Here is a 24,946-nt window from a genome sequence, read left to right as displayed (position 1 = left end):
AGGCTTGAAGATTTTCGACGTAACAATGCTTAACCCAAAAAAAAGCAAAAGATAATACTCACTATAAGCACGATAAGCCGATCGGCAAGTCATTAACGGGCAAAAAAAACCGGGCATTCGCCCGGCCTTTTACACTGACTCACTGCGCCTCTTTCTTCTTACCTAACGACGGTGTCTCGTCGAAGAAGTTCCACGGTTTGAGCAGGGTATGCACCCATTCGGTTGGCATGATCGGCCACTCTTCCGCTCGCGCCACGTGTGTGGTGCCGGTGGTCATCCACACCACGTCATCCTGGTTATTCAGCGACTCGTTATCCTTGCTGAACTGCCCCAGCCCCTGATCTTTGGTGGAGCGGTTCGGGAATTTCCCTTCCGGGTACATCTCGTTTGGATGGTAGCGGGTCACCCACAGCTGTTTATCCATAAAGCTCAGGCGGTGATAGATCCACTCGTCCGGGGCGAATTTCGCGCCGGTGGCTACCGGGTGTGTGCCGCCCGCGTACGGGATGATCTGGTAAGAGACCGGGTTGCCCATGCGGTTCTCTTTGCTGGTGTTGCTCAGCAGACGAATGGTGCCCGGGTCAAATTTCTGCGCCGCCTGCTGCTCGCTGTCGATGTTGTACTGGTTGATCTGCATGGTACTGGTACGCGGGCCGCCAGCGGTGTTCGGCTTCACTTCCGGATCCATCGCCACCAGGGTGTTGTTGGTGCCATCCACGTCCAGATCCAGACGGAAGTTGTAGATGTGCTGGTGGGTAGTGCCGACGATGTTGTGGTCGATCAGCGTCCCGTACCTGGTATCGTCTTTGGCGCTCGGATCGTGCATGGTTTTCGCCATCACGCCTTTCACCGCTTCGATACCGGTCGCCCCGGCATCGATGCCGATGGTGCCGTTTTCGTGGAAGATCCAGTCGAAGATGTAGTCGTAGTTCCCCACGGTGCTGATCCAGCGCACCACCAGTTCACGACGCTCGGTGCTGACGTTCGGCTGGTTCATCTCCTGGTGCTTATACTCCGGCCCGGCGTAGCGTTCGAAAATCGCCATGGCCCGCGGGATCTCCATCGGCGCACCGGTGTAGTCGGGGATGGTCTGATTCAGCAGCACGGCGTTGGACGGCACATCTTTGCCGCGCACCAGCGGAGAGGTCAGGGTGCCCATGCCGTAGTCGCCGGAATCCAGATACGCCTTGAAGTACCAGCCCACGTCCGGGTCGCCGTAAGGGACGATCATCCCACCCAGCGAACCTTCGTACATCACCTGGCGTTTTTTGCCGTTATCGTTAAAGGTGACGGTGGAGATGATCGGCCCGACGCGGGAATCCAGGCTCAGGTGGAAGTCCCAGTTCTGCCAGTGGATCATATTGCCGGTAATGGTGTAGTTCTTGCCCTCTGGCTCCACGATCTCCAGCGGTTTATGCTCTACCGGCTCGCGGTCGCGGCCATCATAAGGACGGGACTGCATCGGCACCGGCACAATTGCGCCTTCTTCAATTTTGACGATCTTCTTCTCAACCAGGTCGACAACCGCCACCAGGTTTTCAATCGGATGCGCCCAGTAGTTGCCGTCGCCCGTATCCAGGTAGCTCACCACTTTCAGCAGCCTGTCTTCCTGCTTCAGGCCATCTTTACCGTCAAAGAAGCCGACGGTCAGCGGGGTGGCCATCACCTTTTTCGGGTCGTTGATGCCGCGTTTTTTCAGGGCGTCGGCATACTCCTGGCTGGAGGTCACGATGTTCTGCACCGCCATAAAGTCATCCAGCAGCACCATGCCGTGGGCGTCCTTGATCGGCTCCCAGTGCAGGATTTTCTTATCCTTCAGATCCACCAGGGCTTCGATAATAAATTTGCCGTCCAGCATGGTGATATTGGCCTGCCGCGGCGCATCCACCGCCGTACCGTTCAGCACGAAATCCCACACTTTGGCTTTTTCCGGCTCGGCGAGGGCGATCTGGGTAAAGCGGGTGTTCGGTTTAAAGTCCGGCGAGGCTTTCACAATCTCGACGGCCTGTTTGATCTCATCCGCGGAGAGGGCATTCAGCGGGTGCGGGGTCTTTTCAACCTGGAAGGTCTGATCAAGACCGGACTGGAACACATCGTTGACAAAGGTATCGGAGATCCAGGCCTTGTTTTCTTTCATCACCACCGGCACCTGCAGGGTGAGCGGCTTGCCGTTGACGATGGCGGTCGTTGCGCCCGGCTTCACTTTGATGAAGGCTCCGTCTTTGCTGATGGTGTACATCTGGGCATAGTCATCCCACTGCACATCCGCGCCAAAGTCGGTCAGGGTTTTATCCATCTCGACCATGTGTGCTTCACCACCGTGAGCCAGCACCTGACCGGAAAAGAGACAAGCAACGGCCAACGCCAGCACCGTTTTACGTGGAGAAAAAATTGAGGAGCTTCCCATGATTAACCTCTGTTGTATGTGTTGTTATCCACTCGGGACCGCTGTTCTGCGCGCGGTTTAGTCATTGCCAACATAGCAATATCGCTGTGCGTAGTGTTTGCCTGCATTTGCCAGATGTTTTGTCAGATGTGCCAGAAGCCGGGTAACGTGCGCGACGTTACCCGGAGGGAGGGGGTCAGGCGTCGAAATCTCCGTGCTGACGTGAGACGAGGGTCAGGATGGAGTAGAGCGCCACCGGCTGCTGGTGCTGGTTAAAGATCTCAACCGCCCATTCCACCACGCCGGTCGGTTTCTCTTCCGCCGTGCGCTGTTTCTTCAGCGTCTTGCGCTTGCAGGTCAGACGCACCTGGATGGTGTCGCCCGGCTTCACCGGCTCGATAAAGCGCAGGTTCTCCATACCGTAGTTGGCGATCACCGGCCCGACGCCCGCGTCGACGAACAGCCCCGCCGCGGCGGAGATCAGGAAGTAACCGTGCACCACGCGCTCGCCGAAGATTGACTCCGCCGCACCAATCTTGTCCATGTGGGCGTAGAAATGATCCCCGCTCAGGCAGGCAAAGTTAACGATATCGGTCTCGGTCAGGGTGCGGCGCGGGGTCAGCAGGCTGTCGCCCGGCTGCAGCTCCTCGAAGTATTTACGGAACGGATGGACCCGATCCTCCTGCACCTGGGCCCCGCGCACCCACTGCTGGCTGATGGCGGCAAGCATGCTTGGGCTGCCCTGAATGGCGGTGCGCTGCAGATAGTGTTTCACCGCCCGCAGGCCGCCCAGCTCTTCGCCGCCACCCGCGCGCCCCGGACCGCCGTGCACCAGCTGCGGCAGCGGCGAACCGTGGCCGGTGGACTCTTTGGCCGACTCTTCGTTGAGGATCTGGATACGACCGTGGGCGCGGGCGGCCCCGGCGATAAACTGTCGCGCCAGACGCAGATCGGCGGTGACCAGCGTCCCGGCGAGGCTGCCTTCACCGGCGCGGGCCAGAGCCATGGCGTGTTCCCGGGACTGATACGGCATCAGGGTCGCGACCGGGCCGAAGGCTTCGGTGGCGTGAACCGCCGGGGTTTCGTCCGGCTGCGGGCAGAACAGCAGCGTCGGCGGGAAGAAGGCTCCGGCGGCAGTCAGGTCGGCTTTACCGCCCAACAGCGCCTGGCAGCCTGCGCTTACCAGCGCATCCACTTTCTCCTGCACGTCGGCACGCTGATCGGCGTTGACCAGGGCACCCATTTTGATCCCTTCCTGCGCCGGATCGCCAACCGCCACTTTCTCGAGACGGGCGATCAGCGCCTGGCTGACGGCCTCCACCTGCGCCTGCGGCACGATGATGCGGCGGATAGCGGTACATTTCTGCCCGGCTTTGGCGGTCATCTCCCGCACCACTTCGCGGATAAACAGCGCAAACTCCGGCTGCTCCGGGGTGACGTCATCCCCCAGCACGCAGCAGTTCAGGGAGTCGGCTTCCATGGTGAATGGAATGGATTTCGCGACGATGTTCGGGTGCACGCGCAGCGACTGGCCGGTAACGGCAGAGCCGGTAAAGGTCACCACGTCCTGATGGTCGAGCTGGTCCAGCAGATCCCCCGCACCGCCGCAAATCAGGCTAATAGCGCCGTCCGGCACCAGTCCGCTGTCGACGATGGCTTTCACCATCGCCTGAGTTACCTGGGCGGTGGCGGTGGCCGGTTTGATTATCGCAGGCATCCCGGCCAGCCAGGTTGGAGCCAGTTTTTCCAGCATCCCCCAGCAGGGGAAGTTAAAGGCGTTGATGTGCACCGCAACGCCCGATTTGGAGGTCAGGACGTGGCGCGCGGCAAATCCGCCCTCTTTTGAGAGCGGGATCAGCTCATCTTCTGGCCACAGGGTATCGTCCGGCAGCTCGCGGCTGCCGAGGCTGGCAAAGGTAAACAGGGTGCCGATCCCGCCTTCGATATCCACCCAGCTGTCGGCGCGGGTCGCCCCGGTTTGTGCCGACAGGGCATAGAACGTCTCTTTCTGACTCAACAGATGTTTAGCCACCGCTTTCAGCATTGCGGCGCGCTCAATGAAGGTCATGGCGTGAAGCGCTTCGCCGCCTTTCTCGATGGCGTAGCGACGCGCGGCGGCCATGTCCAGCCCTTCGCTGGTAACGGACCAGAGGGATTCACCGCTGATGGCGTGTTGAATGGTGCGCTCACGGCCCCGGCCAGACTGCCAGGTGCCGGATAAGAAGCTGGCTAACTGCTGCATCTTTCTCTCCAGATGGTTCGTGATTTCACTATAGATAGTTCATTTGTGAATCATAAAAAGCAAGTTTCTTGTTAATGATTTATTAACATTGTGATCTCGCTATATCTTCTTCAGTGGCGCAGGCCGCGCTATGCCTGGGCTTCAGAAATGTCTTGCGAGCCTCATCACAAAACAGACAAAGGGATCTTGGGTTTATCATTAACCTTTGTGTAACTTTTATTAAACAACGTGATTCATCATTGAACACGAATTACCAGTTAAACGAATCAAAAGGGTGATGACGTGACGGAAGAACAACGCTTTGAGCAGCGCATCGCGCAAGAGACGGCCATCGAGCCCCAGGACTGGATGCCTGACGCGTACCGTAAGACGCTGATCCGCCAGATCGGCCAGCATGCACACTCCGAAATTGTCGGCATGCTGCCGGAAGGTAACTGGATCACCCGCGCCCCGACGCTGCGCCGCAAGGCCATCCTGCTGGCGAAAGTGCAGGACGAAGCCGGGCACGGCCTCTACCTCTACAGCGCGGCGGAAACGCTGGGCTGCGCGCGGGAAGACATCTACCAGAAGATGCTCGACGGCAAGATGAAGTACTCCTCCATCTTTAACTACCCGACCCTGAGCTGGGCGGATATCGGCGTGATCGGCTGGCTGGTGGATGGCGCGGCCATCGTTAACCAGGTGGCGCTGTGCCGTACCTCCTACGGCCCCTATGCCCGGGCGATGGTGAAGATCTGTAAGGAAGAGAGCTTCCACCAGCGTCAGGGCTTTGAAGCCTGCATGGCGCTGGCCCAGGGCAGCGAAGCCCAGCGCCAGATGTTGCAGGACGCCATCAACCGCTTCTGGTGGCCAGCCCTGATGATGTTTGGCCCGAACGACGACAACTCGCCGAACAGCGCCCGCAGCCTGGCCTGGAAGATCAAACGTTTTGGCAACGACGAGCTGCGTCAGCGCTTTGTCGACAACACCGTGCCGCAGGTGGAAATGCTGGGCATGACCGTCCCGGACCCGGATCTGCACTTTGACGCCGAAAGCGGTCACTACCGTTTTGGTGAGATCGACTGGCAGGAGTTCGACGACGTTATCAACGGTCGCGGGGTCTGTAATCACGAACGCCTGGCCGCCAAGAATAAAGCCTGGGAAGAGGGGACGTGGGTGCGCGAAGCCGCACTGGCGCACGCAGAAAAACAACACGCCCGCAAAGTCGCGTAAGGGGAATCAAGATGAGCAAAACATACTGGCCGTTGTACGAAGTTTTTGTCCGCAGCAAACAGGGTTTATCCCACCGTCACGTGGGCAGCCTGCATGCCGCCGATGACCGCATGGCGCTGGAAAACGCCCGCGATGCCTACACCCGCCGCAGCGAAGGCTGCTCCATCTGGGTGGTGAAGGCGAGCGAAATCGTCGCCTCGCAGCCGGAAGAGCGCGGTGAGTTCTTCGATCCGGCGGAAAGCAAGGTCTACCGCCATCCGACGTTCTACACCATCCCTGATGGCATTGAGCACATGTGAGGCAGGGATGAAAACGTTAACGCAATATGTTCTGCGCCTGGGTGATAACGGGCTGGTGCTTTCTCAGCGTCTGGGCGCCTGGTGTGGTCATGCCCCGGAACTGGAGATCGACCTCGCGCTGGCCAATATCGGCCTCGACCTGCTGGGGCAGGCGCGCAACTTCTTAACCTACGCCGCCGAGCTGGAAGGGGCGGGGGACGAAGATACGCTGGCGTTCCAGCGCGACGAACGCCAGTTCAGCAATCTGCTGCTGGTGGAACAGCCGAACGGCAACTTCGCCGACACCATCGCCCGGCAGTACTTTATCGACGCCTGGCACGTGGCGCTGTTTACCCGTCTGACCCAGAGCCGCGACGCGCAGCTTGCCGCCATCGCCGCCAAATCCATCAAAGAAGCCCGCTACCACCTGCGCTTCAGCCGCGGCTGGCTGGAGCGTCTGGGCAACGGCACCGAGGTGTCGGGGCAAAAAATGCAGCAGGCGGTGAACGACCTGTGGCGCTTTACCGCCGAACTGTTCGAGGCCGACGAGATTGATCTGGCTCTGGCCGCCGACGGGATTGCCGTCGACCCGCGCAGCCTGCGCGACGAGTGGGAAGCGGAAGTGTTTGCCGGGTTGAACGAAGCGACGCTGAGCGTACCGTCCGAGTCCGCTTACCGTACCGGCGGTCGAAAAGGGCTGCACACCGAACATCTGGGACCGATGCTGGCAGAGATGCAATATCTGCAGCGCGTGTACCCCGGCCAGCAGTGGTAAAGCAGGAGAACACTATGCAGCATGCCGTCGAACTCGCACCCGCCGCCGTCCCGCAGATCTGGTCTCTGTTAAGCCAGATCCCGGACCCGGAGATCCCGGTGCTGACCATTACCGATCTGGGCATGGTGCGCAGCGTTACCCCGCAGGGTGAAGGCTGGGCCATCGGCTTTACGCCGACCTATTCCGGCTGTCCGGCCACCGACCATCTGATGGGGGCGATCCGCGACACGCTGACCGCCCACGGCTATGCCCCGGTGCAGATTACCATCCAGCTCGACCCGGCATGGACCACCGACTGGATGACCCCGGACGCCCGGGAGCGCCTGCGTCAGTACGGCATCAGCCCCCCGGCCGGACACAGCTGCCACGCGCATCTGCCCGCCGAGGTGACCTGTCCGCGCTGCGCCAGCACCCGCACCACCCTAATCAGTGAATTTGGTTCCACGGCCTGCAAGGCGCTGTATCGCTGCGACAGCTGCCGGGAACCCTTCGACTATTTCAAATGTATCTGAGGTCGCCATGACAACGTTTCATTCCTTAACGGTGGCAAAAGTGGAACCCGAAACCCGCGATGCGGTGACCATCACCTTCGCGGTTCCCCAGGCATTACAGGAAGCGTATCGCTTCCGTCCGGGCCAGCATCTGACGCTGAAAGCCCATCTTGCGGGCGAAGAGCTGCGCCGCTGCTACTCCATCTGCCGCAGCGCCCGTACCGGCGAAATCAGCGTGGCGGTGAAAGCCATCGACGGCGGCCGCTTCTCGCGCTATGCCCGGGATGAGATCAAACAGGGGATGGCGCTGGAGGTGATGGTACCCCAGGGTCATTTTGGCTATCAGCCGCTGGCCGAACGTGAAGGCTGCTATCTGGCGATTGCCGCGGGCTCCGGCATCACCCCGATGCTGGCGATCATTGCCACCACCCTGACCACCGAACCGAACAGCCACTTCACCCTGATCTACGGCAACCGCAGCAGCCAGAGCATGATGTTCCGCCAGGCGCTGGCCGACCTGAAGGACAGCTATCCGACCCGCCTGCAGGTGGTCAACATCTTCAGCCAGGAGACGCTGGACAGCGAGCTGCTGCACGGGCGCATCGACGGTGAAAAACTGCAGGCGCTGGGCAAACACTTAATCGACTTCAGCCAGTTTGACGAAGCCTTTATCTGCGGCCCGGCAGCGATGATGGACGAAGCCGAACAGACGCTGAAAGCGCTGGGCATGCCGGAAAAATCGCTGCACCTCGAGCGCTTCAATACGCCGGGCTCGACCGTCAAGCGTACCCATACGGTGCAGACCGAAGGGCAGAAAGTGACGGTGCGCCAGGACGGGCGCGACCGTGAAATTACCCTCACCGCCGACGACGAGAGCATTCTCGACGCCGCCCTGCGTCAGGGTGCCGATCTGCCTTACGCCTGTAAGGGCGGAGTCTGCGCCACCTGTAAATGCAAAGTGGTGCGCGGCAAGGTGGATATGGTCACCAACTACAGCCTCGAGCCGGATGAACTGGCGGCGGGCTACGTCCTGAGCTGTCAGGCCCTGCCGCTGACCAGCGACGTGGTGGTGGACTTTGACGCGAAGGGGATGGCATGAGCGACCTGATTGTCGCCCGTCACGGACGGGTGCTGCACCTGACCCTCAATCGCCCGGCGGCCCGCAACGCGCTGAACAATGCCTTGCTGGGCGAACTGGCGACCACCCTCGAAGCCGCCGCGACGGACAGCGAAATCTCGGTGTGCGCGATCTCCGGGAACGAGCGCTTCTTCGCCGCCGGGGCCGATCTGAACGAGATGGCGGAAAAAGATCTGCCCGCCACCCTCAACGACATTCGCCCCCAGCTGTGGGCGCGGATAAACGCCTTCAACAAGCCGCTGATCGCCGCCGTGAACGGCTATGCCCTGGGCGCTGGCTGCGAGCTGGCGCTGCTGTGCGATGTGGTCATCGCCGGGGAGAACGCCCGTTTCGGTCTGCCGGAAATTACCTTAGGCATCATGCCTGGCGCAGGCGGCACCCAGCGCCTGATCCGCAGTGTGGGTAAATCCCTTGCCAGCAAAATGGTCCTGACCGGGGAGAGCATCACCGCCCGTCAGGCGCTGGCGGCAGGGCTGGTGAGCGATATTTACCCTGAATCCCTGACCCTTGAATATGCCCTGCAGCAGGCGGCGCTGATGGCGCGCCACTCCCCGCTGGCATTGCAGGCGGCGAAGCAGGCGCTGCGCCAGTCCCAGGAAGTGGCCTTACAGGCCGGGCTGGCCCAGGAGCGTCAGCTGTTTACCCTGCTGGCGGCCACCGAGGATCGCCGGGAAGGGATCGACGCCTTTTTGCAAAAACGCACCCCCGAATTTAAAGGACGCTAACCATGGATTTCATTCTGAGTCACGTTGAGCAGGGCGTAATGACCATCACCCTGAACCGCCCGGAGCGTCTCAACAGCTTCAATGAGGAGATGCACCAGCAGCTGGCGGAGTGCCTGAAGCAGGCGGAGCGCGACGATACCGTACGCTGCCTGCTGGTCACCGGTGCCGGTCGCGGTTTTTGCGCCGGACAGGATCTGAACGACCGTAACGTCGACCCGAACAGCCCGGCCCCGGACCTCGGGTTGTCGGTGGAGAGGTTTTACAACCCGCTGGTGCGCCGTCTGGCAAAACTGCCCAAGCCGGTGATCTGCGCGGTGAACGGTGTGGCCGCCGGTGCCGGAGCAACCCTGGCGCTGGGCTGCGACATCGTCATTGCCGCCCGCTCGGTGAACTTTGTGATGGCCTTCAGCAAGCTCGGTCTGGTGCCGGATTCTGGCGGCACCTGGCTGCTGCCGCGCCTGACGGGCCGCGCCCGGGCGATGGGCCTGGCGCTGCTGGGCGAGAAAATCAGCGCCGAGCAGGCGCACGCCTGGGGGATGATCTGGCAGGTGGTGGACGACGCCGAACTGACCGACACCGCCCGCCAGCTGGCCGTGCATCTGGCCGCGCAGCCGACCTTTGGCTTAGGTCTGATCAAGCAGGCGATCAACGCCGCGGAAACCAACACCCTGGACGCGCAGCTGGATCTGGAGCGCGACTATCAGCGCCTGGCCGGGCGCAGCGCCGACTACCGCGAAGGGGTCAGCGCCTTCCTCAACAAACGCGCACCGCAGTTTACGGGGAAATAAGATGACGATTCATACCGTAGCGGTCATTGGCAGCGGCATTATGGGCGCAGGCATTGCTGAAGTGGCGGCCAGCCACGGGCATCCGGTTCTGGTGTATGACATCAACGCCGACGCCATCTCCCGCGCCATCGACGGCATCCGCGGCCGTCTCGAATCCCGCGTGGCGCGCGGCAAGCTGGGCGCACACGACGCTGAACAGACGCTCCAGCGCCTGGTGCCGGTCACCGACATTCATTCGCTGGCGGTGGCGGACCTGGTGATTGAAGCCGCCTCTGAACAGATGGCGGTCAAAAAAGCGCTGTTCACGCAGCTGGCAGAGATCTGCCCGGCGAAAACGCTGCTGACCAGCAACACCTCATCCATCTCCATTACCGCCATTGCCGCCGACCTGCACCACCCGGAGCGCGTGGCGGGGCTGCACTTCTTTAACCCGGCACCGGTGATGAAGCTGGTGGAAGTGGTGAGCGGGCTGGCGACCTCTGAAGAGGTGGTGGCCCAGTTGATGGAACTGGCAACGCGCTGGGGCAAACAGCCGGTGCGCTGCCAGTCCACGCCGGGCTTTATCGTTAACCGCGTGGCGCGTCCGTACTACGCTGAAGCCTGGCGCGCGCTGGAAGAGCAGGTTGCCGCGCCGGAAGTTATCGACGCCGCGCTGCGCGAAGGTGCTGGCTTCCCGATGGGGCCGCTGGAGCTGACCGACATGATCGGCCAGGACGTCAACTTCGCCGTCACCTGTTCGGTTTTCAACGCCTTCTGGCAGGAGCGCCGCTTCCTGCCGTCGCTGGTGCAGCAGGAGCTGGTGCTGGCCGGGCGTTTCGGTAAGAAGAGCGGGCAGGGCGTCTACAACTGGCGCAACGAAAAGCCTGCGGTGAACTGGTTTGAGCATGTCGCTGGTAGTGACAGTGTCACGCAACAGCAAAAGAGAAGTGACGGTGTCACCGATATCGGCGGCGTACTGTTGATTGAAACTCAGGGTGAGACCGCCCAGGCGCTGGCGAACCGCTACGCCCAGCCGGTGGTGGTGTTCGACAGGCAGGAAGCCGACGTGACGGTGATTGCTGCCGCCGCCAGCAACCCGACCGCCGCCACCCTTAAAGCGGTGCGCTATTTCCAGCAGCAGGGCAAGCGCGTGCTGCAGGTGGCGGATTATCCGGGCCTGATTATCTGGCGCACGGTAGCGATGATCGTCAACGAAGCCCTCGACGCCCTGCAAAAAGGGGTCGCCAGCGAACAGGATATCGATACCGCCATGCGCCTCGGGGTGAACTATCCGCGCGGTCCGCTGGCCTGGGGAGAACAGCTTGGCTGGCAGCGTCTGCTGATCCTTCTGGAAAACCTGCAACGCCACTACGGCGAAGAGCGTTACCGTCCTTCATCCCTGCTGCGCCAGCGCGCGCTTCTGGAGAGTAGCTATGAGTCATAACGCCTGGCGCAACGCCCGCGCCATGTATGAAAACGATGCCTGCGCCCAGGCCTATGGCATCGACATTATCGAGATGGATGACGGCGTCGCGGTGCTGACCATGACCGTCACGCCGCAGATGCTCAACGGCCATAAAACCTGCCACGGCGGCCAGCTCTTTACCCTCGCCGATACCGCCTTCGCCTACGCCTGCAACAGCCAGGGACTGGCGGCGGTGGCCTCGGGATGCACCATTGATTTTGTCCGCCCGGCGTTTGCCAGTGACAGGCTCACCGCGAAAGCGCAGGTGCGTCATCAGGGCCAGCTGACCGGCGTGTACGACATTGAAATCGTTAACCAACAACAAAAAACCGTTGCCCTGTTCCGTGGGAAATCCCACCGCATCGGCGGCACGATCACAGGAGAAGCATAATGCGTGACGCCTTTATTTGTGACGGGATCCGTACCCCCATCGGCCGCTATGCCGGTGCGTTGTCTGGGGTTCGCGCGGACGATCTCGGCGCTATTCCGCTGCGTGAGCTGCTGGCGCGTAACCCGGGTCTGGATGCGGAGCGCATCGACGATGTGATCTTTGGCTGCGCCAACCAGGCGGGGGAAGACAACCGTAACGTGGCGCGCATGTCCCTGCTGCTGGCCGGGCTGCCGCAGACCGTCTCCGGCACCACCCTGAACCGCCTGTGCGGCTCTGGTCTCGATGCAATTGGCTTCGCGGCCCGCGCCATTCGCGCCGGTGATGGCGACCTGATGATTGCCGGGGGCGTGGAGTCGATGTCCCGCGCGCCGTTTGTGATGGGCAAAGCCACCAGCGCCTTCCAGCGGCAGAATGAAATTTTTGATACCACCATCGGCTGGCGTTTTGTGAACCCGCTCATGGCGCAGCAATTTGGTTCTGACAGCATGCCGGAAACGGCAGAGAATGTAGCGGAATTGTTAAGGATTTCACGGGAAGACCAGGACGCCTTCGCGTTCCGCAGCCAGCAGCGTACCGCTCAGGCCCAGGCCAACGGCATTCTGGCCCGGGAGATTGTGCCGGTGATGATTAAGGGCAAGAAAGGGGCAGTCACCGAAGTGGTGCATGACGAACATCTGCGCCCGGACACCACCCTGGAGATGCTGGCCGGGCTGAAAGCCCCGTTCCGCGCGGGCGGCGTGGTCACCGCCGGTAACGCGTCCGGCGTGAACGACGGTGCCGCGGCGCTGATTATCGCCAGCGAAGAGATGGCGGCGGCGCAGGGCTTAACCCCGCGTACCCGCATCGTGGCGATGGCCACCGCCGGCGTTGAGCCGCGTCTGATGGGGCTGGGTCCGGTGCCTGCTACCCGCCGCGTGCTGGAGCGCGCCGGGCTGAGCATCAACGATATGGACGTTATCGAACTGAATGAAGCCTTTGCTTCCCAGGCGCTGGGCGTCCTGCGCGAGCTGGGGCTGCCGGACGATGCATCGCACGTTAACCCTAACGGTGGTGCGATTGCCTTAGGCCATCCCCTGGGGATGAGCGGAGCCCGTCTGGCGCTGGCCGCCAGCAACGAGTTGCACCGTCGTAAAGGGCGCTATGCGCTGTGTACGATGTGCATTGGTGTCGGTCAGGGCATTGCCATGATCCTTGAGCGTGTCTGAACAATTATAAAAATGTGAGTACCCTACTATGACAACGACAACTGCAACGACAATGACATCGACAACAGCGCTTGATGCCATCGAAACCGCCTCCCTTGATGAGCTGCAGGCCCTGCAAACCGAGCGCATGAAGTGGACCTTAAAACACGCATATGAAAACGTCCCGATGTACAAACGCAAGTTTGATGCGGCGGGCGTTCACCCTGACGATTTCAAAGAGTTAGCGGATATCCGCAAGTTCCCGTGTACCACCAAGCAGGATCTGCGCGACAACTATCCGTTTGATACCTTCGCGGTGCCGATGGAGCAGGTGGTGCGTATCCACGCTTCCTCCGGTACTACCGGTAAACCGACCGTGGTCGGCTACACGCAAAACGACATTGATAACTGGGCCAACATTGTGGCCCGCTCCCTACGCGCCGCGGGCGGCAGCGCGAAGGACAAAATTCACGTTGCCTACGGCTACGGCCTGTTCACCGGCGGTCTGGGTGCGCACTACGGTGCCGAGCGCCTGGGGGCAACGGTGATCCCGATGTCCGGCGGCCAGACCGAGAAGCAGGCCCAGCTGATCCGTGATTTCCAGCCGGACATGATCATGGTGACGCCATCCTATTGCCTTAACCTGATCGAAGAGCTTGAGCGCCAGATGGGCGGCGATGCCAGCAAATGCTCCCTGCGCGTCGGCGTATTTGGTGCTGAACCCTGGACTCTGGCGATGCGCCGCGAAATCGAAAAACGCCTCGGCATTACCGCTCTGGACATTTACGGCCTGTCGGAAGTAATGGGCCCGGGCGTGGCGATGGAGTGCATCGAAACCGCCGACGGCCCGACTATCTGGGAAGATCACTTCTACCCGGAGATCGTCAACCCGAACGACGGCACCCCGCTGGCGGACGGTGAGCAGGGCGAACTGCTGTTCACCACCCTGACCAAAGAGGCGCTGCCGGTGATCCGCTACCGCACCCGCGACCTGACCCGCCTGCTGCCGGGCACCGCCCGCACCATGCGCCGCATGGATCGCATCAGCGGTCGCAGCGACGATATGCTGATTATCCGCGGCGTGAACGTCTTCCCGTCCCAGCTGGAAGAGGAGATCGTCAAGTTTGAACACCTGTCGCCGCATTACCAGCTTGAGGTGAACCGTCGCGGTCATCTTGATTCGCTTTCCGTGAAAGTGGAGCTGAAAGAGAGCAGCCTGACGCTGACCCACGAGCAGCGCTGCAACGTCTGCCACCAGCTGCGCCACCGCATTAAATCAATGGTGGGGATCTCCACCGACGTGACCATTGTGAACTGCGGCAGCATCCCGCGTTCCGAGGGCAAAGCCTGCCGCGTCTTCGACCTGCGCAAGGCTGCCGCCAACGGCTGATCCTGACCTGCTGGCCCTCTCCGTATTGGGGAGGGCCAGGCTTGCGGGGCTATGCTATGATTCATCCGACAAAATAATCACAACAGAATGAATCAGATGAGTAAACTCGACGCCTTTATCCAGCACGCGGTCAGCTCCGTTCCCGTCAGCGGCACATCGCTGATCTCATCTTTGTACGGTGATGCCCTGTCCCATCGCGGGGGTGAAGTCTGGCTGGGAAGCCTGGCGGCCCTGCTGGAGGGGATGGGATTCGGCGAACGCTTTGTGCGTACCGCGCTGTTCCGTCTTAACAAGGAGGGCTGGCTGGATGTGGTCCGCATCGGTCGACGCAGCTTCTACCGGCTGAGCGACAAAGGGCTGCGCTTAACCCGCCGGGCCGAGACCAAAATTTACCGCGCCGAGCTTCCGGCCTGGGATGGCAAGTGGCTGCTGCTGCTCTCCGAAGGGATGGACAAAGCCACCCTGGCGGATGTGAAAAAGCAGCTGATCTGGCAGGGATTTGGCACCCTGGCACCGAGCCTGATGGCGTCGCCGTCGCAACAGCTGGCGGATGTACAGACGCTGCTGCATGAAGCGGGCGTGGCGGACAACGTGATCTGCTTTGAAGCCCACTCGCCGCTGGCGCTCTCCCGCGCCGCGCTGCGCGCCCGGGTGGAGGAGTGCTGGCAACTCAGCGAGCAAAACCTGATGTATGAAACCTTTATCGACTCGTTCCGTCCGGTGCTGCCCCTGCTGCGCGAGGCCACGCCGGAGGAGCTGACGCCGGAGCGCTGCTTCCAGATCCAGCTGCTGCTGATCCACTTTTATCGCCGGGTGGTGCTCAAGGATCCGCTCCTGCCGGAAGAGTTACTCCCGTCACACTGGGCAGGCCAGACGGCCCGCCAGCTGTGCATCAACATTTATCAGCGCGTGGCGCCAGGGGCGCTGGCGTTTGTCAGTGAGAAAGGGGAAACCTCGGTCGGCGAACTGCCGTCGCCGGGCACCTCTTACTGGCAGCGCTTCGGTGGCCTGACGCCCGCGTAACGGAGGTTATGTGCCTGTATATCAAATCGATGGTCTGACACCGGTTGTGCCACAAGAGAGTTATGTCCACCCGACGGCGGTGCTGATTGGCGACGTGATCCTCGGCAAGGGGGTTTATGTCGGGCCTAACGCCAGCCTGCGCGGCGATTTCGGGCGGATCGTCGTCAAAGACGGGGCCAACATTCAGGATAACTGCATCATGCACGGCTTCCCCGAGCAGGACACGGTGGTGGAAGAGGAGGGGCATATCGGGCACGGTGCCATTCTGCACGGCTGCGTGATCCGCCGTAACGCGCTGGTAGGGATGAACGCGGTGATCATGGACGGAGCAGTGATTGGTGAAAACAGCATTGTCGGCGCGGCGGCCTTTGTGAAAGCGAAGGCGGAAATGCCTGCCGACTATCTGATTATCGGCAGCCCGGCCAAAGCCATCCGCGTGCTCAGCGAGCAGGAAAAAGCAGGGCACCCGCGAATATCAGACTCTGGTGGATCGCTGTAAACAGACGATGCATCAGGTCGAACCGCTGCATGAGGCGGAGCCGGATCGTAAGCGGCTGGTGTTTGACGAAAACCTGCGGCCGAAATCGGCCAGCTAAGAGTTAGCCCTCTCATTCGAGAGGGCTAAAAGGTGCATTGAGATCCGCCTGCTTGTGGGATACGCGGGGATTGCTCCCCGCGTTTTAGCTACTTCTTCGATTCGTAAGCGAGAACAGCTTTAAACTCCATACCACGTTCTTTTACGCTCAACTCACATAAGGTTTCGCGTACAAGAAGCGTAAATCCCAGCACTGTGCAGCACAGCACCACAATTGCCACAAGGGCGTACTTTGTCAGCATGTCATTGCCTCCTTGCTCAGAAGGGGCTAACATCCAACTTGCTAGGGTTTGGATGGTAGCCCCAGGTGGATTGAAAAATCTCCTGGGGCTTTTTACTGTCCAGCCTACGGCAAGTTTGCCTGAGGTTGAACAGCCTCAAGCACCCGCCGGCATAATAAGGATTTCTTTGAAGATGCGCAGATTACAGCGCTAATTCTACGAGGCGTCTCGTAAATGCAGGGGACGGCAGGGGAAATAAAAAAACTCCCACCGGGCGGTGGGAGTGGGAAATCTTATGCAGCAACCAGGCTGTCGATAGCGGCTTTGGCGTCGGTCTGGGCTTTCGTCGCCACTTCCGGACCGTAAGCAATACCTTCAGCAAACACGAAATTCACGTCGGTGATACCGATGAAGCCCAGGAAGAGGGACAGATACGGGGCAACCAGGTCGGTTGGGGTATCTTTGTGAATACCGCCACGGCTTGACAGCACAATCGCACGTTTACCGGTCACCAGACCTTCTGGTCCTTTCTCGGTGTAGCGGAAGGTTACGCCTGCACGCGCCACCAGGTCGAAGTAGTTTTTCAGCTGCGTCGGGATGTTGAAGTTATACATCGGCGCGTTAATCACGATCACGTCGTGCGCTTTCAGCTCGGCAATCAGTTCATCAGAGAGCGCCAGCGCTTCCTGCTGACGTGGGGTCAGTGGAGCATCGCTCGGACGCAGCGCGCCAACCAGTTCGCCATCCAGTACCGGTACCGGTTGAGCGGCCAGATCGCGGACGGTGATTTCGTCAGCGCTGTGCTGTTCACGCCACTGTTCAACGAAATAATCAGACAGCTGACCAGACTGAGAGTACCCTGCCAGAATACTGGATTTAAGAACTAATACTTTGCTCATGGGTGATTCCTTTGTTGTATTTGATGAGGGGGGTTACCCCGTTGCTTGATGACACTCTATTCACAATCCTGTCGCAGGGATAGCGCAATATATCGAAGCCTATGTTCGAAATTTTTGAATAAGGCGCAAAAACCGTCAATGTGGTACTCTATATCAATCATTAAAAAGAGATTTTATCCGGCAGTGCACTGCCCGTTAACGCTATGACAGAACAACAGAAATTAACCTTCCCGATGCTTATGCAACAGCTTGATACGCTGATGCTGCGTGACAAACAGCGCTTTGCCCGCCGTGTGCACGGGGTTAAGAAGGTTAAAAATCCTGATGCACAACAGGCCATTTTCCAGGAGATGGCGAAAGAGATTGAACAGGCGGCAGGTAAGGTCGTGCTGCGCGAAGCGGCGCGCCCGGCGATCGTCTATCCGGAAAACCTGCCCGTCAGCCAGAAAAAGCAGGAGATCCTCGAAGCCGTGCGCGATCACCAGGTGGTGATTGTGGCGGGGGAGACCGGCTCCGGTAAAACCACCCAGCTGCCAAAAATCTGTATGGAGCTGGGGCGTGGGCTGAAGGGGCTGATCGGCCACACCCAGCCGCGTCGTCTGGCGGCGCGGACCGTGGCAAACCGAATTGCCGAAGAGCTGCAAACCGAGCCGGGCGGCTGCATCGGCTACAAGGTGCGCTTCAGCGATCACGTCAGCGACAACACCATGGTCAAGCTGATGACCGACGGGATCCTGCTGGCGGAGATCCAGCAGGACCGGATGCTGATGCAGTACGACACCATCATCATCGATGAAGCCCACGAGCGCAGCCTGAACATCGACTTCCTGCTGGGCTACCTGCGCGAGCTGCTGCCGCGTCGTCCGGATCTGAAAGTGATCATCACCTCGGCGACCATCGATCCGGAACGTTTTTCGCGCCATTTCAACAACGCGCCGATTATCGAAGTCTCCGGTCGTACCTGGCCCGTTGAAGTGCGTTACCGCCCGATGGTGGAGGACGCCGACGACACCGAGCGCGATCAGCTGCAGGCCATTTTCGACGCGGTGGATGAGCTGGGGAATGAAAGCCCGGGCGATATTCTGATCTTTATGAGCGGAGAGCGCGAAATCCGCGATACTGCCGACGCGCTCAGCAAGCGCGACCTGCGCCATACCGAGATCCTGCCGCTGTACGCGCGTCTCTCCAACAGCGAGCAGAATCGGGTGTTCCAGTCCCACAGCGGCCGCCGCATCGTGCTGGCGACCAACGTGGCGGAAACCTCCCTTACCGTACCGGGCATTAAATATGTGATTGATCCCGGCACGGCGCGCATCAGCCGCTACAGCTACCGCACCAAGGTGCAGCGCCTGCCGATTGAGCCGGTATCCCAGGCCTCGGCCAACCAGCGTAAAGGCCGCTGCGGACGCGTCTCGGAAGGGATCTGTATTCGTCTCTATTCGGAAGACGATTTCCTGTCGCGTCCTGAGTTTACCGACCCGGAAATTCTGCGTACCAACCTGGCATCGGTCATTCTGCAGATGACTGCCCTTGGGCTCGGCGACATCGCCGCCTTCCCGTTTGTGGAAGCGCCGGACAAGCGCAATATCCAGGACGGCGTACGCCTGCTGGAAGAGCTGGGGGCGATCACCACCGACGAGCAGGCCACCGTTTACAAGCTGACGCCAATGGGCCGCCAGCTCAGCCAGCTGCCGGTGGACCCGCGTCTGGCGCGTATGGTGCTGGAGGCGCAAAAACACGGCTGCGTGCGCGAGGCGATGATCATCACCTCGGCGCTCTCCATTCAGGATCCGCGCGAGCGTCCGATGGACAAGCAGCAGGCGTCGGACGAGAAGCACCGCCGCTTCCACGACAAAGAGTCCGATTTCCTCGCCTTTGTGAACCTGTGGAACTATATCGGCGAACAGCAGAAAGCGCTGTCGTCGAACCAGTTCCGCCGTCAGTGCAAGCTGGATTTCCTCAACTATCTGCGGGTGCGCGAGTGGCAGGACATCTACACCCAGCTGCGCCAGGTGGTGAAGGAGCTTGGCATTCCGGTGAACAGCGAGCCGGCGGAGTACCGCGAAATTCATATCGCGCTGCTGACCGGTCTGCTGTCGCATATCGGTATGAAAGATGCCGACAAGCAGGAGTTCACCGGGGCGCGTAACGCCCGGTTCTCTATCTTCCCGGGCTCAGGTCTATTCAAGAAGCCGCCGAAGTGGACGATGGTGGCCGAGCTGGTGGAGACCAGCCGCCTGTGGGGGCGCATTGCCGCGCGCATCGACCCGGAGTGGGTCGAGCCGGTAGCGCAGCACCTGCTGAAACGCTCGTACAGTGAACCGCACTGGGAGCGGGCGCAGGGGGCGGTGATGGCGACCGAGAAGGTCACCGTTTACGGCCTGCCGGTGGTGGCCGCGCGTAAGGTCAACTACAGCCAGATCGATCCGGCCCTGTCGCGTGAACTGTTTATCCGCCACGCGCTGGTGGAGGGCGACTGGCAGACCCGTCACGCCTTCTTCCGCGAAAACCTGAAGCTGCGCAGCGAAGTGGAGGAGCTGGAACACAAAACCCGCCGTCGCGATATCCTGGTGGATGACGAGACGCTGTTTGAGTTTTATGACCAGCGCATCAGCCACGACGTGGTTTCTGCGCGCCACTTCGACAGCTGGTGGAAAAAGGTCAGCCGCGAGACCCCGGACCTGCTCAACTTTGAAAAGAGCATGTTGATTAAAGAGGGGGCGGAACAGGTCAGCAAGCTGGATTACCCGAACTTCTGGCATCAGGGCAACCTCAAGCTGCGCCTGAGCTACCAGTTTGAGCCGGGGACCGATGCCGACGGCGTCACCGTTCACATCCCGCTGCCGCTGCTCAACCAGGTGGAGGAGAGCGGCTTTGAGTGGCAAATTCCCGGCCTGCGCCGCGAGCTGATTATCGCCCTGATTAAATCGCTGCCCAAACCGGTGCGGCGTAACTTTGTGCCTGCGCCGAACTATGCCGAGGCGTTCCTGGGGCGCGCCACGCCGCTGGAGCTGCCGCTGCTGGATTCGCTGGAGCGCGAGCTGCGTCGCATGACGGGCGTCACCATCGACCGGGAAGACTGGCACTGGGATCAGGTGCCCGATCACCTTAAAATCAGCTTCCGGGTGGTGGACGACAAAAACAAAAAGCTGCAGGAAGGCCGCTCCCTCACCGATCTGAAAGAGGCGTTGAAAGGCAAAGTACAGGAGACCCTGTCTGCCGTGGCCGACGACGGTATCGAGCAGAGCGGGCTGCATATCTGGAGCTTTGGTCAGCTGCCGGAAAGCTACGAGCAGAAGCGCGGCAATTACAAGGTGAAAGCCTGGCCAGCGCTGGTGGACGAGCGCGACAGCGTGGCGATCAAGCTGTTTGATAATCCGCAGGAGCAGCAGCAGGCGATGTGGCGCGGGCTGCGCCGTTTGCTGCTGTTAAACATCCCATCGCCGATCAAGTATCTGCATGAGAAGCTGCCGAACAAAGCCAAGCTGGGGCTTTACTTTAACCCGTACGGCAAGGTGCTGGATCTGATCGACGACTGCATCTCCTGCGGCGTGGATCAGCTTATCCACGCTGCGGGCGGCCCGGTGTGGACGGAAGAGGGCTTTGCGAAGCTGCACGATATGGTGCGCGCCGAACTCAACGAGACGGTGGTCAACATTGCGAAGCAGGTCGAGCAGATCCTGACTGCGGTGTTCAATATTAACAAGCGTCTGAAAGGGCGGGTGGATATGACCATGGCGCTGGGGCTGTCGGACGTGAAAGCGCAGATGGCGGGGCTGGTCTATCGCGGGTTTGTCACCGGCAACGGCTACAGGCGTTTAGGCGATACGTTGCGCTATTTACAGGCGATTGAAAAGCGTCTGGAGAAGATGGCGATCGATCCGCACCGCGACCGGGCGCAGATGCTGAAGGTGGAAGCGGTGCAGCAGCGCTGGCAGCAGTGGCTGAACAAGCTCCCGCCAGCCCGCCGCGATGACGAAGACGTCCAGGAGATCCGCTGGATGATCGAAGAGCTGCGCGTCAGCTTCTTTGCACAGCAGCTTGGGACGCCGTATCCGATCTCCGATAAGCGTATTTTGCAGGCGATGGAGCAGATCTCAGGGTAAAACCCTGCCCGGTGGCGCTGCGCTTACCGGGCCTACATGGTTTTTGCGGATGCATGTGGCACTGGTGGTAGTTCCGTTCACCTTACGTTTCTTGCTTCTCTGTTAATCCTGAACCTGTGAACGTGCCAGGGTGGCTCAATCGCCACCACCCTGGCTACCCGGGCTCCCGGCAAGAAAATCGCCGCTTCGCGGTGCCCTCAGCTTATTCCTTCAGGCTTTCGGGTCGGGCACCAGCCTGCATCCCTGCAGGCTATACCCTCTCGGCGCATCCCTGCGCCTCGCCCCGGCCTTCCGGAAACGCTTCGGCGATTTTCAGCCGGACAAGGGTGCCGCTGTAAGTCATGATTCCCGTGATACTCTCTCATTGCGTTAAAAGTTGACGGGCCGGGTTTTGTAGGCCGGGCAAGCGTAGCGCCGCCCGGCGGTTTTTACCCGTTCACCAGCGCCAGCGTAAACCCATCCCAACCCTTCACACCTACCGTCTGTAACGCGGTTGCGGTCAGGCGCGGGTTGTCACCGATCATCTCGATAAACCGCCGCACGCCGTGCACGCGGGCGTCGTCGCTCTGGCCGTTGATCACTTCCCCGTCGCGCACCACGTTGTCGCCGATAATCAGCGTCCCCGGCCGGGAGTAGTGCAGCGCCCACTCCAGATAGCCTGGATTATTGGGTTTGTCGGCATCAATAAAAATCAGGTCAAAAGGCGGGATGTTATCGAAGCGCTCAAGGGAGAGCAGGGCCGGGCCTTCAATCAGCTCGATACGCTGATCCAGCCCGGCCAGATGAATATTCTGACGCGCAACGGCGGCATGCGCCGGGTCGGCTTCCAGGGTGATCAGCTTGCCATCAGCGGGCAAGGCGCGCGCCATCCAGATGCTGCTGTAGGCTCCCAGCGTGCCAATCTCCAGAATGCTCCTCGCCTGGGTCATGCGCACAAACAGCGCCAGCAGTTGCCCCTGATTGGCGGCGACGTCGTGGGCCGGTAAACCTGCGCGCTGGTTATTCTCAAGGACCTTCTGCAGCACCTCATCCTGAGGAATAAGCTCGGAAATCATGTAATTATCTACGGCAGACCACTGTTGTTGCATAGATTGACCCCTTAGTGTGTGAGCATTGCCCGGTGGCGCTGCGCTTACCAGGCCTACGAAACCCGTAGGCCCGTGCAAGCGCAGCGCCGCCGGGCGTTTTACACCGACCATCCACCGCCCAGCGCCTTATACAGATCGATCTGCGCCAGCAGAAGGCTATTTTTCGCCTGCACCACGCTGGTCTGCACCGAGAACAGCGTGCGCTGGGCGTCCAGCACATCCAGATAAGACGAATAGCCGTTGTTATAGCGGTTCTGGGCGATGCGCAATGTCTCCTGGGCCACATCCTGCTGCGCCACCAGTTCCGTAAGCTGCTCGCCGTAACGGGTGATGGCATCCAGGCTGTCATTTACCTCTTTAAAGGCGTTACGCACCGTTTTTTCATAGCTGTAGAGCGCCTGGTTGCGCTGAGACTGGCCAATATCCACCTGGGCATTCAGCGCCTGGCGGTTCAGCAGCGGGGCCAGAATACTGCCGCCGATGCTCCACAGTTCCAGCGGGTTATCCAGCAGGCCGGGCAGGGTGCGATCCTGAATCGATCCCGTCGCCGTGAGGTTGATCGACGGCAGCAGGCTGGCGCGCGAGGCGGCAAGAGTGGCATCCGCCGCGATAAGCTGGCGTTCCGCCTGCACAATATCAGGCCGACGATTAAGCAGTGATGACGGCAGCTGCGACGGGATACGCAGCGGCGTCAGGGTGTCGAAATCCGCGCTGCGGGCAATGGAGCCCGGATTGCTGCCGAGCAGCAGGCTGAGGGCATTCTCCTGGCGGTCAATCTGGTTCTGCACCTGCGGGATCTGGGCCCGGGTCGAGCGCAGTTCCGAGTCGGACTGCATCAGTTCAAGGCGCGAGCTATAGCCGGTCTGATACTGCCGCTGCGCCAGGTTAAAGGCTTCCTCCCGCGCTTTCAGGGTCGACTGCGTGACCTTAAGCTGCTCGTCCAGCGCCAGCAGGGTGACGTAGCCCGATGCCACCGACGACGCCACGGTCAGATCCGCGGCCGCCGCGGCCGCCTTTTGCGCCTCGAGGGTCGCTTGTGCGGCATCGCTGGTGCGGCGGTTCACGCCCCAGATATCCACGTCATAGCTGGCGGTCAGGCTACCTTTATAGAGCGCGCCATAGACCGGCAAACCGGTCGCCGCTGACTGGGAGCGGGCGCGACCCGCGCTCAGGTCAGCATCCAGGGACGGAAACAGGCTGCCGTCGGCGGCATACACCCGGGCCTGATACTCGTTGATCCGCTCCCGGGCGATCAGCACGTCGCTGTTGTTGCGCAGGGCCTGGTCAACGTAGTGGTTGAGCTGGCTGTCGTGAAAATTGCGCCACCACATCTGCTCTGCCGGGCTGGCTGGGCCGGTCGAGGCTCGCCACTGGGCGGGGATCTGCAACGTCGGTTTTGCCGGGGCGACATCCACCGACTGACAGCCGCTCAGGGCGGCGGCAATCATCAGGGCAACGAGCGGGAGGCGGATCATTTCGCCTCCCGGGTATCAATCGTCACCTGCACCGACATCCCCGGGCGCAGCAGGGCCGACTCCTCCGGCTTGCCGAGCACCTCGATGCGCACCGGAATACGCTGGGCAATCTTGACAAAGTTCCCCGTGGCGTTATCCGGCGTAATGGCGCTGAACTCCACCCCGGTCGCCGGGGAGATGCTCTGCACCCGGCCCTCGTAGGCTTTATCGTTCAGGGCATCGACGGTGAATTTCACCGGCTGGCCGACGCGCAGGTTCGCCAACTGCGTCTCTTTGATATTGGCGATCACCCAGTGCTGCGGCGGCACCAGTGTGGTGAGATGGGTTCCGGCGGTGACGTAGGCCCCTAAGCGCACGGCAATCTGCCCCAGCTGGCCGTCGCGCGGGGCGACGATGCGGGTGTTCTGCAGGTCGATCTGCGCCAGTTCGAGGGCCGCCTTCGCGTTTTCGACGTCCGCCTCCAGCGCGGCGCGGTTAACGATGGCGGTTTGCAGATCCTGGCGCGACATCTCCAGCGTGGCCTTCGCCTGGTCGATGTCGGCGCTGCCCTGGGCGGCGCTTGCCAGAGCGGCATCCCGTTCACGAATCGACAGCGAGCCGTCGGCGGTCAGGTCCTTCACCCGCTTTAAGTCGGCCTGGGTCTTCTGGCTCTGGGCCCGGGCATTTTTCAGCGCCGCATCGTTACGCTGGATCACCGCCTCGGCGCTTTTGCGCTGTTGCAGGTTGTTGTTCAGGGTGGCCACCTTCATCGCCAGCTGGGCTTCGGCCTGATGCACGCGCTGGCGGTAGATGCGGTCGTCAATCTGCAAAAGCAGGTCGCCTTTCTTCACCCGCTCAAAATCCTGCACCTTGACCTCGGTGATATAGCCGTTCACCTGCGGGCTGATAAAGGTGGTCTGGCCGCGCACGTAGGCGTTATCGGTGAACTGGACGTGGCGGGTAAACGGCGGTAGCTGCCAGGCGTAGAGGATCACCAGCACGCCGACGATGCCGATGGCGGCAGCGGCGAACACTGACACCACGCGCAGATTATTACGGGTATTGGCCTGCTCTTTAGCGGCATCCTGCTGACTCATAACTTCTCCAGAAACATCA

Annotated in this window: 20 protein-coding genes and 1 pseudogene; 14 read left to right on the top strand and 7 right to left on the bottom strand. The window is 60.8% G+C overall.

The genetic code is table 11. The annotated features are described in order from the left end of the window. Nucleotides 1-139: 139 nt before the first annotated feature. Nucleotides 140-2,407, bottom strand: coding sequence for a primary-amine oxidase (gene tynA, locus FHN83_RS24680; protein WP_138369146.1), 2,268 nt, complete (start codon nucleotides 2,405-2,407; stop codon nucleotides 140-142). A 175-nt stretch (nucleotides 2,408-2,582) separates the two neighbouring features. Continuing rightward, nucleotides 2,583-4,628: a phenylacetic acid degradation bifunctional protein PaaZ gene (paaZ, locus tag FHN83_RS24675; protein WP_139565268.1), complete on the bottom strand. Its 2,046-nt coding sequence runs from the start codon at nucleotides 4,626-4,628 to the stop codon at nucleotides 2,583-2,585. Between the two features lie 282 nt (nucleotides 4,629-4,910). Between paaZ and paaA the strand changes: the two genes are divergently transcribed. The 13 genes and pseudogenes from paaA to paaY all read left to right on the top strand — a co-directional run bounded on the left by paaA (nucleotide 4,911) and on the right by paaY (nucleotide 16,063). Beyond that, nucleotides 4,911-5,840 carry a 1,2-phenylacetyl-CoA epoxidase subunit PaaA gene (gene paaA / locus FHN83_RS24670; protein WP_039028513.1) on the top strand — a complete coding sequence of 310 codons (930 nt, stop codon included), beginning with the start codon at nucleotides 4,911-4,913 and terminating at the stop codon, nucleotides 5,838-5,840. A gap of 11 nt (nucleotides 5,841-5,851) precedes the next feature. Further along, entirely contained in the window at nucleotides 5,852-6,139 is a 288-nt protein-coding gene (gene paaB / locus FHN83_RS24665) for a 1,2-phenylacetyl-CoA epoxidase subunit PaaB (RefSeq protein ID WP_032611057.1), read from the top strand. Between the two features lie 7 nt (nucleotides 6,140-6,146). Then, nucleotides 6,147-6,893: a 1,2-phenylacetyl-CoA epoxidase subunit PaaC gene (gene paaC / locus FHN83_RS24660; RefSeq protein WP_039028514.1), complete on the top strand. Its 747-nt coding sequence runs from the start codon at nucleotides 6,147-6,149 to the stop codon at nucleotides 6,891-6,893. 14 nt (nucleotides 6,894-6,907) lie between these two features. Then, nucleotides 6,908-7,405: a 1,2-phenylacetyl-CoA epoxidase subunit PaaD gene (paaD, locus tag FHN83_RS24655; protein WP_039028515.1), complete on the top strand. Its 498-nt coding sequence runs from the start codon at nucleotides 6,908-6,910 to the stop codon at nucleotides 7,403-7,405. Nucleotides 7,406-7,412: 7 nt separating this feature from the next. Further along, the gene (paaE, locus tag FHN83_RS24650) at nucleotides 7,413-8,483 is read left to right on the top strand and encodes a 1,2-phenylacetyl-CoA epoxidase subunit PaaE (protein ID WP_039028516.1); all 1,071 of its coding nucleotides are present in this window, start codon (nucleotides 7,413-7,415) and stop codon (nucleotides 8,481-8,483) included. Then, nucleotides 8,480-9,247 carry a 2,3-dehydroadipyl-CoA hydratase PaaF gene (paaF, locus tag FHN83_RS24645; RefSeq protein ID WP_139565267.1) on the top strand — a complete coding sequence of 256 codons (768 nt, stop codon included), beginning with the start codon at nucleotides 8,480-8,482 and terminating at the stop codon, nucleotides 9,245-9,247. The genes paaE and paaF overlap by 4 nt, the downstream gene beginning before the upstream one ends. Nucleotides 9,248-9,249: 2 nt before the next feature. After that, on the top strand, nucleotides 9,250-10,035 hold the full coding sequence (gene paaG / locus FHN83_RS24640; protein ID WP_139565266.1) for a 2-(1,2-epoxy-1,2-dihydrophenyl)acetyl-CoA isomerase PaaG: 786 nt from the start codon (nucleotides 9,250-9,252) through the stop codon (nucleotides 10,033-10,035). 1 nt (nucleotide 10,036) lies between these two features. Then, nucleotides 10,037-11,458, top strand: a complete 1,422-nt coding sequence (paaH, locus tag FHN83_RS24635) for a 3-hydroxyacyl-CoA dehydrogenase PaaH (protein ID WP_139565265.1) — start codon at nucleotides 10,037-10,039, stop codon at nucleotides 11,456-11,458. Continuing rightward, nucleotides 11,448-11,870, top strand: coding sequence for a hydroxyphenylacetyl-CoA thioesterase PaaI (gene paaI, locus FHN83_RS24630; protein WP_039028520.1), 423 nt, complete (start codon nucleotides 11,448-11,450; stop codon nucleotides 11,868-11,870). The genes paaH and paaI overlap by 11 nt, the downstream gene beginning before the upstream one ends. Next, nucleotides 11,870-13,075, top strand: a complete 1,206-nt coding sequence (pcaF, locus tag FHN83_RS24625; protein WP_139565264.1) for a 3-oxoadipyl-CoA thiolase — start codon at nucleotides 11,870-11,872, stop codon at nucleotides 13,073-13,075. The genes paaI and pcaF overlap by 1 nt, the downstream gene beginning before the upstream one ends. A 52-nt stretch (nucleotides 13,076-13,127) precedes the next feature. After that, nucleotides 13,128-14,444 carry a phenylacetate--CoA ligase PaaK gene (gene paaK / locus FHN83_RS24620; protein ID WP_139565263.1) on the top strand — a complete coding sequence of 439 codons (1,317 nt, stop codon included), beginning with the start codon at nucleotides 13,128-13,130 and terminating at the stop codon, nucleotides 14,442-14,444. Nucleotides 14,445-14,531: 87 nt separating this feature from the next. After that, nucleotides 14,532-15,467: a phenylacetic acid degradation operon negative regulatory protein PaaX gene (gene paaX / locus FHN83_RS24615; RefSeq protein WP_139565262.1), complete on the top strand. Its 936-nt coding sequence runs from the start codon at nucleotides 14,532-14,534 to the stop codon at nucleotides 15,465-15,467. 10 nt (nucleotides 15,468-15,477) lie between these two features. Continuing rightward, a pseudogene (gene paaY, locus FHN83_RS24610) lies at nucleotides 15,478-16,063 on the top strand (phenylacetic acid degradation protein PaaY). 88 nt (nucleotides 16,064-16,151) lie between these two features. Here paaY and FHN83_RS24605 read toward each other — a convergent pair. Next, a complete protein-coding gene (locus tag FHN83_RS24605; RefSeq protein WP_039028525.1) occupies nucleotides 16,152-16,304 on the bottom strand; it encodes a Hok/Gef family protein in 153 nt (50 codons plus the stop codon). A 272-nt stretch (nucleotides 16,305-16,576) separates the two neighbouring features. Beyond that, the gene (azoR, locus tag FHN83_RS24600) at nucleotides 16,577-17,182 is read right to left on the bottom strand and encodes an FMN-dependent NADH-azoreductase (RefSeq protein ID WP_138369136.1); all 606 of its coding nucleotides are present in this window, start codon (nucleotides 17,180-17,182) and stop codon (nucleotides 16,577-16,579) included. 203 nt (nucleotides 17,183-17,385) lie between these two features. Between azoR and hrpA the strand changes: the two genes are divergently transcribed. Beyond that, complete coding sequence (gene hrpA, locus FHN83_RS24595; protein WP_139565261.1) at nucleotides 17,386-21,288, top strand: ATP-dependent RNA helicase HrpA; 3,903 nt, start codon at nucleotides 17,386-17,388, stop codon at nucleotides 21,286-21,288. A gap of 428 nt (nucleotides 21,289-21,716) precedes the next feature. Here hrpA and FHN83_RS24585 read toward each other — a convergent pair whose 3' ends face one another. From FHN83_RS24585 to FHN83_RS24575, 3 genes are all read right to left on the bottom strand, one after another. Then, complete coding sequence (locus FHN83_RS24585; protein WP_139565259.1) at nucleotides 21,717-22,376, bottom strand: O-methyltransferase; 660 nt, start codon at nucleotides 22,374-22,376, stop codon at nucleotides 21,717-21,719. 98 nt (nucleotides 22,377-22,474) lie between these two features. After that, entirely contained in the window at nucleotides 22,475-23,851 is a 1,377-nt protein-coding gene (locus tag FHN83_RS24580) for an efflux transporter outer membrane subunit (RefSeq protein ID WP_139565258.1), read from the bottom strand. After that, entirely contained in the window at nucleotides 23,848-24,927 is a 1,080-nt protein-coding gene (locus tag FHN83_RS24575) for an HlyD family secretion protein (protein WP_138369131.1), read from the bottom strand. Before FHN83_RS24575 ends, FHN83_RS24580 begins: the two co-directional genes overlap by 4 nt. Between the last annotated feature and the right edge of the window lie 19 nt (nucleotides 24,928-24,946).

It is taken from the genome of Leclercia adecarboxylata (assembly GCF_006171285.1).
In the GTDB taxonomy this organism is placed as follows: domain Bacteria; phylum Pseudomonadota; class Gammaproteobacteria; order Enterobacterales; family Enterobacteriaceae; genus Enterobacter; species Enterobacter barmai.
The sequence above is the reverse complement of the archived record's forward strand: the minus strand, read 5'-3'. Positions and strand labels throughout refer to the sequence as shown.